Source organism: Ignavigranum ruoffiae (genome assembly GCF_023195815.2).
Lineage (GTDB): Bacteria > Bacillota > Bacilli > Lactobacillales > Aerococcaceae > Ignavigranum > Ignavigranum ruoffiae.
In genome coordinates, this window is record NZ_CP096206.2 from 861,594 (window position 1) to 881,555 (window position 19,962).

The 19,962-nt window shown below is 40.4% G+C and carries 14 protein-coding genes; all 14 read left to right on the forward strand.

Translation table 11 applies throughout. The features are described from left to right. The first annotated feature begins 116 nt into the window (after positions 1-116). The 14 genes from M0R79_RS04195 to pyk all read left to right on the forward strand — a co-directional run bounded on the left by M0R79_RS04195 (position 117) and on the right by pyk (position 19,900). Positions 117-1,142 carry a helix-turn-helix domain-containing protein gene (locus tag M0R79_RS04195; protein ID WP_248416292.1) on the forward strand — a complete coding sequence of 342 codons (1,026 nt, stop codon included), beginning with the start codon at positions 117-119 and terminating at the stop codon, positions 1,140-1,142. 2 nt (positions 1,143-1,144) lie between these two features. Continuing rightward, entirely contained in the window at positions 1,145-1,723 is a 579-nt protein-coding gene (pgsA, locus tag M0R79_RS04200; protein ID WP_248417193.1) for a CDP-diacylglycerol--glycerol-3-phosphate 3-phosphatidyltransferase, read from the forward strand. Between the two features lie 86 nt (positions 1,724-1,809). Then, positions 1,810-3,060 (forward strand): competence/damage-inducible protein A, encoded by a 1,251-nt coding sequence (locus M0R79_RS04205; RefSeq protein WP_248416291.1) that lies wholly within the window; start codon positions 1,810-1,812, stop codon positions 3,058-3,060. 70 nt (positions 3,061-3,130) lie between these two features. Then, positions 3,131-4,168, forward strand: a complete 1,038-nt coding sequence (gene recA / locus M0R79_RS04210) for a recombinase RecA (RefSeq protein WP_092570037.1) — start codon at positions 3,131-3,133, stop codon at positions 4,166-4,168. 179 nt (positions 4,169-4,347) lie between these two features. Then, positions 4,348-5,907 carry a ribonuclease Y gene (rny, locus tag M0R79_RS04215; protein ID WP_092570035.1) on the forward strand — a complete coding sequence of 520 codons (1,560 nt, stop codon included), beginning with the start codon at positions 4,348-4,350 and terminating at the stop codon, positions 5,905-5,907. A 205-nt stretch (positions 5,908-6,112) separates the two neighbouring features. Then, positions 6,113-8,704 carry a DNA mismatch repair protein MutS gene (gene mutS / locus M0R79_RS04220; RefSeq protein WP_248416289.1) on the forward strand — a complete coding sequence of 864 codons (2,592 nt, stop codon included), beginning with the start codon at positions 6,113-6,115 and terminating at the stop codon, positions 8,702-8,704. Next, a complete protein-coding gene (gene mutL, locus M0R79_RS04225) occupies positions 8,691-10,553 on the forward strand; it encodes a DNA mismatch repair endonuclease MutL (protein WP_248416287.1) in 1,863 nt (620 codons plus the stop codon). The genes mutS and mutL overlap by 14 nt, the downstream gene beginning before the upstream one ends. Before the next feature lie 17 nt (positions 10,554-10,570). Then, a complete protein-coding gene (msrB, locus tag M0R79_RS04230) occupies positions 10,571-11,008 on the forward strand; it encodes a peptide-methionine (R)-S-oxide reductase MsrB (protein WP_248416285.1) in 438 nt (145 codons plus the stop codon). 4 nt (positions 11,009-11,012) lie between these two features. Further along, positions 11,013-11,603 (forward strand): Holliday junction branch migration protein RuvA, encoded by a 591-nt coding sequence (gene ruvA / locus M0R79_RS04235; protein WP_248416283.1) that lies wholly within the window; start codon positions 11,013-11,015, stop codon positions 11,601-11,603. Positions 11,604-11,629: 26 nt separating this feature from the next. Continuing rightward, positions 11,630-12,625 carry a Holliday junction branch migration DNA helicase RuvB gene (ruvB, locus tag M0R79_RS04240; RefSeq protein ID WP_248417192.1) on the forward strand — a complete coding sequence of 332 codons (996 nt, stop codon included), beginning with the start codon at positions 11,630-11,632 and terminating at the stop codon, positions 12,623-12,625. Between the two features lies 1 nt (position 12,626). Then, positions 12,627-13,661: a tRNA preQ1(34) S-adenosylmethionine ribosyltransferase-isomerase QueA gene (gene queA, locus M0R79_RS04245; protein ID WP_248416281.1), complete on the forward strand. Its 1,035-nt coding sequence runs from the start codon at positions 12,627-12,629 to the stop codon at positions 13,659-13,661. 31 nt (positions 13,662-13,692) lie between these two features. Beyond that, entirely contained in the window at positions 13,693-17,031 is a 3,339-nt protein-coding gene (locus M0R79_RS04250) for a DNA polymerase III subunit alpha (RefSeq protein ID WP_248416280.1), read from the forward strand. 118 nt (positions 17,032-17,149) lie between these two features. Beyond that, positions 17,150-18,124: a 6-phosphofructokinase gene (pfkA, locus tag M0R79_RS04255; protein WP_092570021.1), complete on the forward strand. Its 975-nt coding sequence runs from the start codon at positions 17,150-17,152 to the stop codon at positions 18,122-18,124. 12 nt (positions 18,125-18,136) lie between these two features. Continuing rightward, on the forward strand, positions 18,137-19,900 hold the full coding sequence (pyk, locus tag M0R79_RS04260) for a pyruvate kinase (protein ID WP_248416278.1): 1,764 nt from the start codon (positions 18,137-18,139) through the stop codon (positions 19,898-19,900). The last annotated feature ends 62 nt before the right edge of the window (positions 19,901-19,962 follow it).

Sequence of the window (19,962 nt, forward strand, 5' to 3'; positions counted from 1 at the left end):
GAATTTAAGGGGTTAGCAAAGTCATTTTTTTATGGATAAGAGTTTCGGGACATACTCGCAGACTGCTTAATTTATGCTATAATAAAATAAATACATTTGTAAAAGGGAGTAAATAAATGAGCGAGTTAGGAAGCAAACTACGTGATGCCCGCATCGAACGAGGCTATACTTTAAATACTTTACAACAAAAAACAAAAATTCAAAAAAAATATTTACAGGCGATCGAGGATGGACAGTTTGATATGTTGCCGGGTCAATATTACGTCCGAGCTTTTGTGAAACAATATGCGGATATTGTTGGCCTAAACGGTAACCAACTTCTAGAGGATTATGAAGCAGAGATCATTAATCCGGTAGAAGAAGAGGAGGAGTTCGTTGAAGAAAGTGCGATTCCGTCTCGCTTGGAGCGCCATCAACAAGGTGAGAAAAGCCAATGGGAACATGTTTTATCTTATTTACCGATGATTTTGTTAATTACAATTATTTTGTTAATTATCGCTACATTAATTTTTGCCATTCAAAGTATTAGTCAAAAAGACAAAGTAGAGACCGGTCAAAAAGAACAGGAGTCTGCGATCGTATCAGTGGTTGAACCTGATACCGTCGAAGTAGAAGAAACAAAAGAAACAAATACAGAGTCTACTCAAGAAAGTTTGGCAGAAAACCAAATTAAGGTAGGAAAACAAGTAATTACTCTGCTATCTGAACCGACCGAGGAAACCTTGTATCAATTAGAAAATCCAATTGAAGAATATGAATTCGAAGTTAAGGCCGATGCCTTTGTCTGGGTCGGGATTTATCAAGATGATGTGATTCAAGTGGATACGCCGGTAGCTGAAGGAGAATCAGTGACCTTCAAGCCACAACCAGGTGCTAAAACTATTAGACTTCGTTTAGGTTATCCTGAAGGTGGTAAATTCTACGTCAATGGTAAGGAAATTGAAGCAAAAAGTGATTATATCAAGGAGACCATCGTCTTCCAATTGGCTGACGATGTTCAGGAAACGCCAGCTGAATCCATTCCGCTCGATCTACCAAATGATGAGACTAGCCAAGCGACTGAGGCCCCGGAAAGTACAGCGGCTGAAAATACTGGATATCAAGGCCCTGCGGTTTATGATCCTAACTATAGCGGTGAGTAATGATGAATATTGCGAATCAATTAACCTTACTGCGACTATTTCTAATACCAGTTTTTGTTGGCGTGCTTTATCTGATTGATCCAGCGATTTCAGTAAATTTTATAGCCCAGCAAATTCCCTTAGCTCATTTCTTAGCGGCGATTATTTTTGCCTTAGCTTCGGTTACGGATTATTTGGACGGCTATTTGGCACGTAAATATCATTTGGTAACTTCATTTGGGGCTTTTTTCGACCCGATGGCCGATAAGCTGTTGGTCATGGCCGCCTTTGTCGCCTTGGTTTCTATGCAGAAAGTTCCTGCTTGGATTTGTATAATTATACTGGGTCGTGAACTTCTGGTAACAGGGCTTCGGGTCTTGTTGGCCCAACATGATGGTAAGGTGATGGCTGCGGCGATGCCCGGAAAAATTAAAACCTTTACCCAAATGTTTGCTATTATATTTTTCTTAATGGATGATTTTGGTTTAAATCAGTTACCTTTCTCAATTGCCAAGCTATTATTATATGTTTGTCTGTTTTTTACTATTTATTCGGGAATCGAATATTTTTACCAGGGACGTTTTGTATTTTATAATAAATAATCATTAAGCATTTCAAGCTGTCTTTTTGAAATGCTTTTTTTATCGGATTTTCTTTATTTTTGTTGTATCTATATTTGGAGGTTGTTATGAAAGCTGAAATAATTACGGTGGGGACAGAATTATTAATGGGCACTGTTCTAGATACTAATTCGAGTTATATTGCCAGGAAGTTGGAATCATTGGGCATCGGAACTTATTTTAAACAAACTGTCGGCGATAATCCGCAACGGATTCAAGCCAGTCTGAAGACAGCTTTAGATCGTTCGCAATTGATTATTATTGCGGGTGGACTCGGTCCAACCCGAGATGACATCACCAAAGAGGCTGTGGCTGCGGCGCTGGGGATTGATTTATTGCTTGATCAAGCTCACTTAAAGGAAATTGAGACCTACTTTCAAGAGCGGGGTCGGTCGATGACTGCCTTGGATCAAAAACAAGCACAAATCTTAGCTCATTCGAAAATATTTAATAATGATAATGGATTGGCTTTGGGCTGTGCCTATAAGTTTCCTTATTTGGACCGATTCAGCTATATTATTATTCTACCCGGTCCACCGCGTGAACTTGAGTTAATGGTTGATCGCTACCTGTTGACGTATTTAAAAGACGAATTTAATCAGCAGCCAGTCATTCAATCAAAATATATTGAAATTAAACCGATGGGTGAAGCTTATCTTGCAGATAAACTAGATGAGCTGATTCAAAATCAAACGAATCCTACCATCGCAATCTATGCCAAGCCAAATAAGCTTCAACTTCGCTTAACTGCTACAGCAGATTCTCAGCAGACTGCTGAGAAATTATTAGCGGATTTATCCGATCAAATTGAAACTCGCTTAGGGGCTGATCAACTCTTAAAAGAAGATGAAACTCTAGAAGAAATGATTATTCATAAAATGACCCAAGAAGGAACCACACTAGGCTTAGCAGAAAGTTTAACGGGTGGTTTGGTCAGTAGCTCATTAACAACTGTTCCTGGTGCTGGAGAAGTGCTGGTCGGTGGTTTTGTAACTTATCAAACCTCAAGTAAATACAAATATTTAGGGATTGATTTAGATTTTATTGATCACTATTCAGTGGTTTCGGCTGAAGTGGCGCAAGCCATGGCTGTGAATTGTCAAAAACAGTCCCAGTCTGATTACGGCTTGAGTTTAACCGGTGTGGCAGGTCCTGATTCACTCGATGGTCACCCTGTAGGTCAAGTATTTATTGGTTTAGCTCAACCTGATCAGCAAGTCTTGATTAAGGAATTGAACCTAGGGTGCCAAAGTCGTGATAAAATAAGACTACTTGCTAAAGAAGAAGCCTTAAAGTTGTTGGCCAGTGTGCTTAAATAAGAACAAATGTTCTTGTATTTTGTCGATGTTTTGTTATAATATGATAGAAATGAAAGTGGGAGGTACACTGATGGTAGATAAAGATCGTAAAAAAGCTTTAGACATGGCTTTAAAAAATATTGAAAAGAATTTTGGTAAAGGTGCCATCATGAAGTTAGGGGATAAGACAGATACCAAGATTTCAACCGTTTCATCGGGTTCCTTAGCTCTTGATGTTGCTTTGGGTGTGGGTGGATATCCTCGAGGAAGAATCATTGAATGTTATGGTCCCGAATCTTCAGGGAAGACCACCGTGGCGCTTCACGCGATTGCTGAAGTCCAAAAACAGGGAGGCACAGCAGCCTTTATTGATGCTGAGCACGCACTTGATCCTGAATATGCTAAGCGATTAGGTGTGAACATCGATGAACTGCTTTTATCTCAACCTGATACGGGGGAACAAGGATTGGAAATAGCGGATGCCTTAGTTTCTTCGGGAGCGATTGATATTGTGGTCATTGACTCCGTGGCAGCCTTGGTTCCACGCGCTGAAATTGATGGCGAGATGGGCGACTCTCATATGGGCTTACAAGCGCGTCTAATGTCACAAGCCCTGCGTAAATTATCTGGTTCGATTAATAAAACTAAGACCATTTGTTTCTTTATTAATCAGGTTCGGGAGAAAATTGGAGTCATGTTCGGTAATCCGGAAACGACTCCTGGAGGAAGAGCCCTTAAGTTTTATGCTTCAGTCCGATTAGAAGTTCGACGAGCAGAAACCTTAAAGGAAGGTGGCAATTCCTATGGTAACCGTGTGCGGATTAAAATTGTCAAAAATAAAGTCGCCCCACCTTTTAAAGAAGCCATGGTTGACCTGATTTATGGTGAAGGGATTTCTCAAGTAGGCGAACTCGTTGATATGGCAGCTGAGATTGATGTGATTAATAAGGCAGGTTCTTGGTATTCCTATGGTGAAGAACGGATTGGTCAGGGACGTGAGAATGCGAAAGCTTTCTTACTCAACAATCCAGAGATTTATCGCGAAATAGAGCACAAGGTTCGCCAACATTTTAATATGGCTGATGAAACAGTGAAAGAAGAAGAATCCACTGAATTGGTCCTTGATTAAAGATTTGAACGCTTGATGAAATCGATTTATCTGTGCTTAATTCAACAATTGAGCAAATATTATTTTCTTTCATTGACTAATTCTCGATAAAAACGTATGATAAAATTATGTAGCAATACATTATTTATTTTAATTAACTAAAATGAATAGAAATCATAATAGATTCGGAGGTGACTCTTATGGACTTACAGTCAATCGCCTTCGTAATCGTTGCTTTAATAATCGGATGTGTTGTTGGATATTTCATTCGTAAAATTTCAGATGAGAAACAAGTCAATGGTGCTAAAGCCAACGCTGAAGCAATCGTATCTGATGCGATTAAACAGGCCCAGATTTTAAAAAGGGAAGCATTGTTTGAAGCGAAGGAAGAAAACTTAAAGTACCGTAATGAAGTAGAGAATGAGTTAAAAGATCGACGCAATGAAGTAGTAAAAAATGAAAGTCGGTTAAATCAAAAAGAAGATAATCTAGATCAACGCAGTAACTTGCTCGATCAAAGAGAATTAAATCTCGAGAATAAAGAACAAGATTATCGTCAACGTCAAGAACAAATGGTAGAACATGAATCTGAGATAGAAAAATTGCTTGAAGAGCAAAAAACGGAATTAGAACGTGTTGCAGCCATGTCTCGTGATCAAGCTAAATCTCAAATTTTAGCCGAGACCGAGCAAGAATTATCTCAAGAGATTGCTATCATGGTTCGCCAAGCTGAAGATCAGGCCAGAGACGAATCTAACCGAAAAGCAAAACAGTTATTACTCCAAGCGATGCAGCGGACGTCGACGGATGTAGTCACGGATAATTCAGTCAGTGTCGTGTCATTACCGAATGATGATATGAAAGGTCGAATTATTGGTCGGGAAGGACGCAATATTCGCACCTTTGAATCAATGACCGGGATTGACTTAATTATCGATGATACGCCTGAAACCGTCGTTTTAAGTGGATTTGATCCAATTCGTCGTCAAATTGCCAAGACGGCCTTGGAGAAATTAATTCAAGATGGCAGGATTCATCCGGCTAGAATTGAAGAAATGGTCGAACGTTCTCGCAAAGAACTTGATGAACGCATTCGGGAGTATGGGGAAGAAGCTACCTTTGAACTGGGTATTCACTCACTCCATCCTGATCTGATTAAAGTCATTGGTCGCTTAGCTTATCGAACAAGTTATGGTCAAAATGTCTTAAAACATAGTATTGAAGTTGCTAAATTATCCGGCTTTATTGCAGGGGAATTTGGTGAAGATGTTCAATTAGCTAAACGTGCCGGCTTATTACATGACTTAGGTAAAGCCTTAGATCATGAGATTGAAGGGACTCACGTTGAAATTGGGGCAGAGATTGCCAAACGCTATCATGAACCAGAGATTGTAATTAATTCGATTGCTTCTCACCATGGTGACGTACAACCTAGCTCAACCATTGCTGTCATTGTAGCAACTGCTGATGCTTTATCAGCTGCTCGCCCTGGTGCACGTAGCGAATCATTAGAAAATTATATTCGTCGTCTAGAACAACTCGAAGAAATTTCTAATAGTTTTGATGGGGTATCGCACTCTTATGCGATCCAAGCTGGGCGCGAAGTGAGAGTGATTGTTCAACCTGATCAAATTAACGATGCCCAAGCTTCTAAATTGGCCCGTAATGTTCGAAAACGTATCGAGACCGAAATGACATATCCTGGAAATATTAAAGTAACGGTTATTCGCGAAACGAGAGCCGTTGAAGTCGCAAAATAATTTTATAAAAAACCAACTTCGGTTGGTTTTTTTGTTTTCTATGAATCTAAAGATAATAGAATTCGATTTGGCTTTTTTATGATAACACTTAATCACTGCCTTTCATGGTACTGAGTTAAGTCTAAGTGAATAACCTGTGTTATAATAAGATGCGACAGATTTACTTATAACATTTGACGAAACATATTTATGATAGGGTGACAAGATGACAGATAAAGCAAAGAAAACCACACCAATGATGGAACAGTATAATCGTTTAAAAGAAGAATATGCTGATGCCATATTATTTTTTAGATTGGGCGATTTTTATGAAATGTTCAATGAGGATGCCCTAGAAGCGGCTAAAGTTTTAGAAATTACTTTAACTTCGCGAAATAAGCAAGCCGACCAGCCAATTCCTATGTGTGGTGTACCACACCATTCGGCCGACCAATACATTCGACGCTTGATTGAAGCCGGATATAAAGTCGCCATTTGTGAACAACTTGAAGATCCTAAGTTAACTAAAGGTATGGTCAAGCGAGATGTAGTTAAAGTCATTACACCGGGAACGATTATGGAACCCGATTCTCTAAAGCAGAAAGAACATAATTTCTTAGCTGCCTTGATTGAATATGAAACCATATTTTATTTCGTCTATAGTGATGTCACTACCGGGGATATCTTTCTGACACATACCCAAAGTTGGGAACAAATAAGTAGCGAAATTCAATCGATTGGGCCGGCAGAGTTGATTGTTGATATCAGGCAGAAGGAAAGCCTTTTGACCCCATTGCAGTCGATTTATCAGCAAACGATCTCACCATACCCGATTAATTCAACCTTAGAACCACTTTGGCAACTTGATCAACCGAGCGATGGGGAAGTCAAGGTGTTATCTTTATTATTCTCTTATTTAAACTATACCCAAAAACAAAGTTTGAAATACCTTAAAGCAGTAGAACGTTATCGTTTAAATCAATTTTTATTAATGAATTATTTTGCAAAGAAACAATTGGAACTGACTCAATCATTACGGACTCAACGGAAGAAGGGGTCTTTATTATGGTTCTTAGATCAAACTAAGACCGCTATGGGGGGACGCTTGTTACATTCTTGGATTGATAAGCCTCTCTATGATAAGACCGCTTTAATTGACCGTCATCAAAAAGTGTCTTATCTTCTGCAAGCTTTCTTTGAACGGATGGAATTAATTCCGAAATTGAGAGATATCTATGATCTGGAACGATTAATTTCAAAAATATCTCTGGCTTCGGCGAATGCTCGCGATTTAGATCAATTAAGATTTTCTTTGAGTCGAATCCCTGCCATTAATCAATTGCTAGCTCAAGTCAATGCGAATGTTGCTGATAATCCATCTGCTTTAGCGCCTTTGGCAGAATTTGAAGAGCTTTTAGCTGAACTAGATCAGGCCTTAGTTGATGATCCACCTATTTCGATTACAGAAGGAAATATTATTAAAGATGGCTACCATGCGTTATTAGATGAATATCGTCAAGCACTTAATCATGGTCAAGATTGGTTGATCGACTTGCAACTGCGCGAACGTGAAATTACTGGCATTAAGAATTTAAAGGTTGGTTATAATAAAGTTTTTGGTTATTACTTGGAACTATCACGTTTACAAGCTCAATCCTTAAAGGATGAACGTTATCAGCGCAAACAAACGCTAGCTAATTCAGAACGTTTTATCACCGATGAACTTAAGGCAATGGAAAGCAAAATATTAGATGCTCAAGAAAAATCCAAACAATTGGAATATGAACTCTTTGCTCAATTAAGAGCTCAAATTAATCAATATGTGCCTCAGTTGCAGATTCTAGCTCGACAAATCGCTGAATTAGATGTTTATTGTAATTTTGCCAGTTTAGCTGAACAAGAAAATTATGTCCGTGCTGAGATAAGCGACCATCCTTATCAGTATGAGTTAATTGATTCCCGCCATCCAGTGGTCGAACATTTAGTGGGGCAGGCAGAATTTGTTGCCAATGATTTATGGGTGGATGAACAAAAGCCGATGCTCTTACTAACAGGACCCAATATGTCTGGTAAATCCACTTACATGCGCCAAGTTGCTTATGCTGTCATTATGAATCAGATTGGCTCCTTTGTTCCAGCCAAGGTGGCTAAATTACCGCTTGTCGACCGCATATTCACTCGGATTGGCTCAGCTGACGATATTTCCCAAGGACAAAGTACTTTTATGGTTGAAATGTTAGAAACAAATATTGCCCTCAAGCAGGCGACCCAGCGCAGTCTATTGTTGTTTGATGAATTAGGTCGTGGTACGGCAACCTATGATGGGATGGCACTGGCTCAAGGGATTCTGGCGTATATTGCACGAAAGGTTAAAGCGGTGACCATCTTCTCTACGCATTATCATGAACTCACTGACTTAGATCAAGAAATTCCTTACCTAAAAAATATTCATGTAGGTGCCAGTGAGGTCAATGGTCAGGTCACTTTCTTGCACAAGATTCTACCTGGGCCAGCAGATCGATCTTATGGGATTCATGTGGCTAAATTAGCTGGCCTGCCAGATGATCTGATTGATTATTCACAAGCAAAATTAGCCGACTTGGAAGCTAACTCTCGTAGTATCTTCCTGGGTGAGCAGATTGAACAAACCCATCTTTTCGATTCAGCACCTTATCAAGCAGAACGAGAAAGTATGAAACAGATTCAAGAATTGATTAAGACTTTAAATATCAATGAAATGACGCCGATTGAGGCTCTAAATACTTTGGTTAAAATAAAAGACGAACTCAGAGAGGAGGGCTTGCTTGACCAAGATTAGAATCATGCCAGAGAGTCTGGCCAATCAAATTGCTGCGGGTGAAGTTGTCGAAAGACCGGCCTCAGTTGTCAAAGAATTAGTTGAGAATTCGATTGATGCTGGGGCTAGTCATATCATTATTGAAATTGAAGAAGCTGGAATTAGCTTGATTAAAGTGAGTGATGATGGCCAGGGGATGGACGCTAGTGATTTGGAACTCGCCTTTGTACCTCATGCGACTAGTAAGATATTTAATCCCCATGATTTGTTTGCCATTCATTCTTTAGGTTTCCGTGGTGAAGCTTTAGCGAGTATCGGCTCAGTTGCCAAGGTCTATCTGGAAAGCAAAACCAGTGATCAGTTGACCGGATCCTTTATTCAAATCGAAGGATCAAAAATTTTGGACCAAGGTCAGGCTAAATCACGGCAAGGAACCTCAATGACGGTTCGTTCATTGTTTTACAATACTCCAGCTCGCTTAAAACACTTAAAAAGTTTAAATACAGAATTACGCCATATTTTGAGTTTCATTCAGGAAATTGCTTTAGCCTATCCAGAGATAAAATTCACACTAATTAGTGATCAGCATCAAATATTTCAATCGATTGGCAATGGAGACCAACAACAGGCAATTGCTTCAGTCTATAAGCCAGCAATTGCTCGCGACTTAATTAAAATCCATGCCGCGGATAAGGATTTTTCCATCCAGGGCTATCTGTCATCGCCCAAATTAACGCGGACCAACATGTCCTACATACATTGGATTGTCAATGGACGGCCGGTTCGTTCGCGTATGTTGTCAGAAGTTCTAGTTCGCGCTTATGGTCGACAATTAATGATTGGTCGCTATCCGATTGCCGTCATTCATATCCAACTTGATCCACGCTTAGTTGACGTGAATGTTCATCCTACCAAGCAAACAATTCGCCTAAGTTTAGAAGACGAACTGGCGAGTCTATTAACCCAAGAGGTTCAAAGAGCGATCCAAGCTCAAAATCCAGTTCCCGAAATTAATCAGGAGGATTTGCCAGCTCAATCAGCGACGATGACTTATCAAGACAACTCTTTAATCCAAGAAGCCTTAGATTTTAACTATCAAGCTCGAAATAATGCAGAAAAGTCAATGGTATCAAAAGTATCAAGGGATCATGATCGCATCATCCCCCCAGAATTAAGTGCCCATGATCATCGACCGATAGAAAGACCTGTCAGCGAGGATACAAGCGCCACTATAACAGAGCAACCTCAAGCAGAGACTGTCAATTTCTATGATTTGCATTATGTCGGCCAAATTCATGGAACATATCTCTTAGCCACTTCGGCTGGCGGTTTCTATTTGATTGATCAACATGCAGCGCAAGAAAAGATTCGTTATGAACAATTTATGAAAGCAGATTATCCCCTAGAACAGCAGTATCTCTTAATGCCGATTCATCTGCAGGTAAGTTTGGCTCAAGAAGAATTTATCTTAGAGTCTTTAGCAAAATTAGAAAGTTTAGGAATAAATCTACAGGCTTTTGGCCCTCAAAGTTTTCAATTAGAATCTTATCCTTTGTGGCTGGATGCTGAAGATTTATCCCGTCAGGTCTTAGACTTATGCGAATTTATTGAGAAACATCCGCAAGCAGGCATCAAAGATGTGATTGAGTCAGCTTTGATTATGAAATCTTGTCGCGGAGCGATTAAGGCGAATCACTACTTATCGGATCAAGAAGCTGTACAATTAATACAAGACTTAGCGGAATTAGATGACCCTTATCATTGTCCTCACGGCCGGCCGGTACTGATTTACATTTCATTACAACAACTAGAAAAATGGTTCAAACGAATCCAAGATAGTCACACGAGTCGACTCGATGCTCAATTTTAGAAGGAGTGTAATCATAAATGAAAGCAGATAAATATCAAAAACAGATCAAAAATCTATCCCCCCAAGCTTATCATGTCACTCAAGAAGCCGGAACTGAGCCGGCATTCTCAGGCGAATATGATGATTTCTATCAGAAAGGGATTTATGTCGATATTGTTTCCGGGACTCCGTTATTTTCTAGTCGGGATAAATACAATGCGGGCTGTGGCTGGCCTTCCTTTAGTCAACCTATCATTCAAAGAGAAATTAGCCAACACCGCGATGACAGTTTCGGTATGCATCGAACCGAAGTGAGAAGCAAAGAATCGGGCTCTCATCTAGGACACGTCTTCACGGATGGACCACAAGATCGTGGTGGACTACGTTATTGTATCAATTCCGCCGCCCTAAAATTTATTCCCTTGGCAGAGATGGCGGATGCGGGTTATCAAGATTACATAAAATATGTGGAGTGAGAACATGTACGAATTTATTCAAGGACAATTAATTCAGATTCAACCGACCTATATTGTCATCCTAACTACGAATCTAGCTTATCGGATTTATTGTCCGAATCCTTTTGTCTGGCAAGACGATTTAAACCAGCAAGTCCGTTGTTATACTGAATTGATTGTTCGTGAAGATGCCCAGTTACTCTATGGATTCTATAGTCAGGAAGAGAGAGATTTATTTAATACATTGAATCGGGTTTCCGGCATCGGTCCTAAAAGCGCTCTATCTATCTTAGCGGTTGGCGATCATGAAGGTCTAATGCAAGCGATTGACCAAGGAGATTCGACATATTTAACCAAGTTTCCTGGAGTCGGTAAAAAGACGGCCCAGCAAATGATTTTAGATTTAAGCGGCAAGCTAACCGATTTCAAAGTCGATTCGGTTAAAACAGCACCATCGACTAGCACGGCAGTCGTCGATGAAGCCATTCAAGCCCTAGTTGGTCTAGGCTATTCGCAAAGGGAAATTAAACGGATTGAGAAGGATTTAAATCAACAACATTTTGCGACAACGCAGGCTGCTTTAAGCTATGCTTTTAGTCAATTAGTTCATGGATAGGAGGGGAGAGTGCAGTGGATCGGTTAATGTCGAATGAAGCCTTCGAAGAAGAGAAGCTACCTGAACTTCTATCCATTCGTCCTCATCGGCTTAAGGAATATATTGGCCAAGATAAGATTAAAGATGAACTTCAGGTTTATATTCAAGCCGCGCGAATGCGTCAAGAAGCTTTAGACCATTGTCTGATTTATGGACCGCCAGGATTAGGTAAGACGACTCTGGCCATGGTGATTGCCAACGAATTAGAGGTACAAATCAAAACGACCAGTGGGCCGGCTATCGAAAGACCGGGGGACTTGATTGCCATCTTGAATGAATTGAATGCTGGCGATATTTTATTTATTGATGAAATTCATCGCCTACCCAAAATTGTTGAAGAAGTTCTTTATTCAGCCATGGAAGATTATTATGTGGATATAGTGGTCGGTCAAGGGCCGACCAGTCAACCTATTCATTTCGAATTGCCTCCATTTACTTTAATTGGTGCAACGACTCGAGCAGGTCTATTAAGTCATCCTTTACGTGACCGTTTTGGGATTATGGTCCATATGGAATATTATCAATTGCTTGATTTACAAGAAATTGTTGGCAGAAGTGCCCGTATATTCCAAATTGAGATTGATCAAGAAGCGGCGCATGAAATTGCCTTAAGAAGTCGGGGAACTCCGCGAATTGCCAATCGTATCCTGCGCCGAGTCCGAGATTTTGCTTTGGTCAAGAATCAAGGGCAGATTAATCTTAATATTGCCCAAGCAGCTTTAGAAGTCTTAGAAATTGACCGAGCTGGGCTTGATGCCTTAGACCGCCGGATTTTGAAGTCAATGATTGACTTGTACCAAGGCGGACCTGTAGGTATTGCGACTATTGCAGTAAATATTAGTGAAGATATTGAAACCGTTGAAGATATGTATGAGCCTTATTTAATTCAACAAGGCTTGATTAAACGAACACAAAGAGGGCGAATGGTCACCGACAAAGCCTATCAACACTTAGGGATTATTCCGCCGATGAAAGAAGGATAAAATGTATACAACTAAAGATTTTGATTATGATTTACCTGAAGGACTGATTGCTCAGACCCCCTTAAAGAATCGTGCGGCATCTCGTCTCTTAGTCTTGAACCGGCAGAACCATCAACTGACCGATGGTCATTTCCCTGATATTAAAAACTATTTAAAAGCTGGGGATGCCCTGGTGGTGAATCAAACGCGAGTGATCCCGGCCCGGATTTTCGGAACGAAACCCGATACCGGCGGACATTTAGAAGTGTTGTTACTTCATAATATTGAAGGGAATCGCTGGGAAACCTTAGTTAAACCAGCGCGTCGGGCCAAAGTCGGTACCGAAATTGTTTTCGGAGATCAAGAGACTTTACGAGCTGAGATTGTTGAAGAACTCGACCACGGTGGTCGGATTATTGAATTTGATTATCAGGGCGTCTTTTTGGAAATTCTACAAGAACTGGGTCAGATGCCTTTACCGCCCTATATTAAAGAGAAGTTGAACGATCCTGAACGTTACCAGACGGTCTATGCTAAGGAAAATGGATCGGCAGCTGCGCCAACGGCCGGGCTACATTTTACTGACCAATTGCTAGCAGAGATAAAAGCCATGGGAGTAGAGATTATTCCCTTAGTCCTTCATGTCGGCTTGGGGACTTTTAGACCGGTATCGGTCGATAACATCGCTGACCATAAGATGCATTCAGAATTCTATCAGCTATCTCATGAATCAGCGGAACGGATAAATCAAGTTCGGCAAGCGGGTGGAGATATTTATGCGGTAGGTACCACCACAGTACGCACTTTAGAAACCATCGCTAGCGACCATCAAGGGGAGATTGTTCCTTCATCAGGCTGGACTGATATATTTATCACCCCTGGTTATGAATTTAAGGCCGTCGACCACCTCATCACAAATTTTCATTTGCCACAGTCGACGTTAATGATGTTAGTGTCTGCTTTTTATGATCGTGAACATATATTATCTGCTTACCAACACGCTGTGGCCGAAGAGTATCGTTTCTTTAGTTTTGGCGATGCTATGTTAATTTATTAGGAATTTATCAAAGAGCAAGGGGGGCTTGGCCATGTTATTAAATGTTCAAACGGTATACTCATTATTACATTCTACCTTAACCATTGAAGATTATGTCGACCAAGCCAAGCAGTTAAACTACCAAGCCATCGGTATTGCTGATGAGAACGTGTTGCATGGCTGTTATCAGTTTTATCAATTAGCTCAAGCCCATTCTTTAAAGCCCTTAATCGGTATGAAAGTGACACTTGCTGGTTTGATAGATACCATGCACACATATTCATTCTTACTTTATGCTAAAAACTATCAAGGATATTTAGACTTGATAATTTTATCCAAACACCTAAATCAAGAACCGATTGATTCAAACTCAATTTATCAGCTGCTTGAACAATTCTCCAACGATCTGATCATGATTCACTTGGGCAAGGAGAGTGAATTAATCCAAGCGCTGATTCAAACAGACCAAAATTATTGTCAAAAGATCTTCAATGCTTGGCAGCAGATTATGGGGCAGAATATGTACCTTAGCTTGAGTGTCCGTCCTTATAATAATATTGAGGCACAACACATCATTGATTTTGCCCAAACAACGGGACTCAAGATTGTGATTGGTCAAAAGGTTCATAGTCTAAAAGCTGAGGATGCCAGTAGTTTGACGATTCTCCAAGCTATTGATGAGGGCACTAGCTTAAATTCTGCCGATTTACCTTATGAAGGTCCTCATTATCTCTATTCAGCCGAGGAACTTGAACAATTATACCAACAGATGGGTTATTCAGCGATTATCCAAAATACTCAAACATTAATCAATCAACTTAACGTTCAACTTCCGGATAAACAGAATTATCTACCAAAATTTCCCCACCCACAGCATGAGACGGCTGCTGAATTACTCAATGAACTTACTTTTCAAGCTTTGAAAGAAAAGGGATTGGATCAAAAAATAGATTATGTTGAACGTTTGGAATATGAACTTCAAGTGATTGATCGTATGGGTTTTTCAGATTATTTTTTAATTGTGGGAGACTTTATCGAATATTGTCGCCGAGTCAAGATACGCGTGGGTCCTGGTCGGGGATCTTCGGCTGGATCTTTAGTGGCTTATTTATTACAAATCACTTTAGTTGATCCGATTGAATATGATTTGTTATTTGAGCGTTTTTTAAATCCTGAACGTCATTCGATGCCCGACATTGATATTGATATTCCTGATAATCAACGACAACGGGTCATTCATTATGTTCAAGACAAATATGGTGCAGATTGTGTGGCTCAAGTCATTACCTTCGGAACTTTTGGAGCTAAGCTATCTATTCGTGATACCTTACGGGTCTTGAACTACGATCAAGATACTCTGACGACTTGGTCGAAATTAATTCCTTCTGATCAAAATCAGCCCATGACGTTAACACGGGCCTATCAAGAATCACATCGCTTCCGCAATTTTGTCGAAGAATCCACTCATCATCAACAAATTTTCAAGATTGCTCAAACGATAGAAGGTTTGCCGCGCAATACTTCGACACATGCTGCAGCCATTGTGATTCACGATCAAGCCTTGGAAACGATTCTGCCTGTGTTTGCCAAGTCGCATCAAATTCTACAAACACAATATACCATGTACGATGTGGAAGCCATTGGCCTATTAAAGATGGACTTTTTAGGTTTGAGAAACCTGACCTTATTAGACGATATCCTGAATACGGTACAAGTCAATTATCAGAATAATTTAGACATTAATCAGATTACATTATCGGATCCCTCTACTTTAAAGATTTTTCAGAATGCAGATACTAGTGGAGTGTTTCAATTTGAATCTATCGGTATTCGAAGAGTTTTACAGAAAGTTCATCCCGAAAGCTTTGAAGATATTGTAGCGGTGATCGCCTTATACCGACCTGGTCCGATGAAACAAATTGATCACTTCGTGGCGCGCAAGCAAGGCAAAGCGCCGATAACTTATCTCCATCCTAAACTTGAACCCATCCTAAGTAAGACCTATGGCATTATTGTTTATCAAGAACAGGTAATGCAGATGGTTCGGGTCATGGCTGGTTATAGTCTAGGTGAAGCTGACATTCTCCGACGAGCCATGAGTAAAAAAGATAAAAACTTGATGGATCTTGAAGAAAATCACTTTATAAAGGGGGCTAAAGCCCAAGGCTTTACTGAAAAAGAAGCTCAAGAAGTCTTCTCTTATATTTTAGCGTTTGCAAATTATGGGTTTAACCGGTCCCATGCCGTCGTCTATTCGCTCTTGGCCTATCAGTTAGCTTACTTAAAATGTCATTATCCGATTGAATTTTATGCGTGTCTGCTCCGTTCAGGCAATGATACAAATTATTTATCCTATATTCAGGAAGCTAAGTTAAGACTAGGGCGGATCCAAGCGCCCGATATTAATCAAAGTTTGACGGATACGGTCGCTGGCCAGGAGCAACTCTTACTTGGTTTGAATAATATTAAAGGCTTACGCCAGGATTTCATCGCTGATATTTTGTCCGATCGTTCGAACTTGGGACCTTATCGGTCTTTTGAAGATTTTCTACGTCGTCTTTCAAGTAAATATTTGAAAGTAGATTATCTGGAACCTTTAATTCTGACCGGAGCTTTTGATCAGTTGGGTTATAATCGAGCAACTCTATATAATAACTTAAGCAAATTTATTCAGGTGATTGAGTTTACCGGTAATAATCTAAGTTTATTCAAGGAAATGGAACCCACGATTGATCCTTATCCGGAGTTCTCTAAACAAGAGCGACAAGAGTATGAACGGGCTTACTTAGGATTTACATTGGATCCCCATCCGTTGTCCCAATATGAGCAGTGGATGCGAGCGTACTCACAATATACTACAGTAGCAGAAATCGGTCAAAAAGACTTGGGTCAACTGATTGAAAGTATTGTGGTCATTCAAGAAATGAAAGTGATTCGTACCAAACGTAATGAATTAATGGCTTTTGCCCAAGTCGGCAATGACATCCAAAGTTATGCCATGGTGATCTTTCCTGATAAGTACAAGCAATATGGTGATCAACTGAAAGAGGGGCAGTTAATTCATTTTAGAGCCCGTCTTGATTTAGATCGACGTCAGGAGAGACAATTAGTCTTAGACCAAGTCGTCCCTTTACCAAATCTCAAACAAATACAAGATCAACAAGTTTTCTGCTTTATTAAGATCAATGATGTCAATCAAGATCAAGCATTAATCGAAGAAATCAAAAGTTTTATTCAAGCTCATAAAGGCCCACATCCTGTTATTTTGGTCGATCAAAAACATCGAACATATCAATTAACTGACAAATTCCAAATTGATGTTAGTACGCAGGTCATAGATGCCTTTAAACACCAATTTCCTCAGTTACAGATTGCGAGCAAAAGCTTATAAAAAAGCACAAAAACGTTTACATGTCAAGTTTTCATGAAATTAAATGACATTTATTTTTATGAATGTTAAAATTAAATTAATCACATGAAAAGTACTTTAGATATAAGGTGGTAAGATTATGAAACGTATAGCAGTTTTAACAAGTGGTGGCGATGCACCCGGAATGAATGCAGCCATTCGGGCGATTCTGGACCAAGGAATGCATCATGGTTTAGAAGTTTATGGTATCTTTCATGGTTATAAAGGCTTGGTCGAAGGTGATTTTAGATTATTAACGGTGAAAGAAGTTCACCACCGACTAAAAACAGGGGGGACACTCCTTTATTCAGCACGTTATCCAGAATTTGCTCAAGCAGAAATTCAACAATTAGCTTTACAACAACTCAAGAAACATCAAATTGAAGGTCTGATTGTTATCGGCGGTGACGGGTCTTTCCAAGGCGCGCTCGCTTTAAACAAGTTAGGCTTTCCAGCCATTGGAATACCTGGAACGATTGATAATGACATTCCCGGTACCGAATATACGATTGGTTTCGACTCGGCAGTGACGGTGGCTCTCGATGCCATCGATAAGATTTCTGATACGGCCGCTTCCCATGAACGGACTTTCGTGGTTGAAGTTATGGGACGGTCAGCGGGTGATATTGCAATTTGGGCAGGTGTTGCCGCCGGGGCTGATGCGATTATTATTCCAGAAGAAGGTTTCGAGATGACCGAGATTGTTGAACGGGTTCGTAGTGGTCGCCGCAGTGGTCGCGATCATTCCTTAATTATTCTCGCTGAAGGTGTGATGAAGGTAGACGAATTCGTCACTCGCTATACGACAATTGCCCAAGAACAAGATGTTCGTGGCATCGCCTTATCCCATATTCAACGGGGTGGGGCCCCAACCGCTCGTGACCGTGTCTTTGCGCAACTAATGGGAGCCAAAGCGGTGGATAATTTGATCAATGGCCTTTCTGGAATTTATATGGGAATTATTCAAGAACGCTTAGCGACCTTCGATATTGTCGAGACTTTGAAGAAGAAAGATAAATCAATTCGTGAGGACTTATACCAACTGAACTATGAATTGACCGATCGTGATTTATAAAAGGAGCGTGCCATGAAAACAAAGAAAACAAAAATCGTCTGTACCCTAGGTCCGGCAACGGATTCTGTTGAAATTATTGAAGCGTTGATTCAAAATGGAATGAATGTTGCTCGCTTCAACTTCTCTCATGGAAGCCATGAAGAACAAAAAGCGCGTTTTGACAAATTAAAACAAGCCCGCGAGAATACCGGCAAAAATATTGGGATTCTATTGGATACTAAAGGGCCCGAAATTAGAACGCATCTAATGGCTACCGATAAAGTTGAATTAATCAAGGGTAAAACCGTCAAGATTTCGATGACCGAAGTAGCAGGTACCGCAGATATCTTCTCGGTAACTTATAGTCAATTAATCAATGATGTCAAAGTTGGCGGCCATATTCTTTTAGATGACGGTCTGATTGACCTCTTAATTACCGATATTGATCACGCTACAGGGATGATCACCTGCCAAATTCTGAATACAGGCACCCTTAAATCAAGAAAAGGGGTCAACGTTCCCAACGTTTCATTAAATTTACCGGGGATTACCGAGAAAGATGCTGATGATATTCGTTTCGGTTTGGGTGAAGGCATTGACTTTATTGCGGCCAGTTTTGTCCGCAGTGCTAAAGATGTCCTTGAGATTCGCGAACTTCTTGAACAAGAAGGCAAACCTGGCATTAAAATCATTTCCAAAATTGAAAACCAAGAGGGCGTCGATAACCTGGAAGAAATTTTGTTGGTTTCTGATGGGATTATGGTGGCCCGTGGTGATTTAGGGGTGGAAATTCCTACCGAAGATGTGCCTGTCCTTCAGAAACAAATTATTCACCAATGTAATTTAATGGGGAAACCGGTGATTACGGCTACCCAAATGCTTGATTCTATGCAAGTCAATCCTCGTCCAACACGGGCAGAAGCGGGCGATGTGGCTAATGCGATTTATGATGGAACCGATGCGGTTATGCTTTCCGGCGAAACGGCATCCGGGGCCTATCCAATTGAAGCTGTAAAAACCATGGCGAGTATCTGCTTACGGACGGAAGAAGCCTTAATTGGTCAAGATGCCCTGGTCCTTAAGACTTATGACAAACGTGATATGACCGAAGCGATTGGCCAATCGGTTGGCCATACGGTTAAAAACTTAGATATTCAAACCATTGTGGCAGCCACCAGCTCAGGTCATACCGCACAGATGATATCGAAATTTAGACCAAAATCTCATATTTTAGCAGCAACTTTTGATCTTTCGACCTGCCGCCAGTTAACCTTAAGCTGGGGGGTTCATGCTTTCAAAGTTGAGAAAGTTCACTCCACCGATGATCTCTTTAATGTTGCGACCAATTTGGCCTTAGACCAAGGGTTTGCTGAAGAAGGAGATTTAATTATGATTACAGCCGGAGTTCCGATTGGTGAGAGCGGTACGACGAACTTAATGAAGATTCAGCAGATTGGGGTCTTGTTAGGTCAAGGTGAGGGTGTCGGCCGTGAGAATGCCATTGCTAAGGCTACCGTAGCCTATACCAGTGAAGAAGCCAATGAGAAGATGCAAGAAGGCAATATCTTAGTAACTCGTCAAACGAATATGGATTATATGCCAGCCATAAAACTTGCTTCAGCCATTGTAACTGAAGAAGGGGGCATGACCTCTCATGCGGCCATTCTGGGCTTAGAATTAGGTATTCCAGTAGTAGTGAATGCAAAAGGGGTCCTAGCCTCAATCAAAGAGAACGAAATTATTACCGTGGATGGTCGCCGAGGTCGAGTATATCGTGGATCAACTGCCGTAATTTAACCAGATTTTGTTTCCTTTTGTTAGCAGCAAGGGGAAACATTTTTTATAATTAGACAATAAGG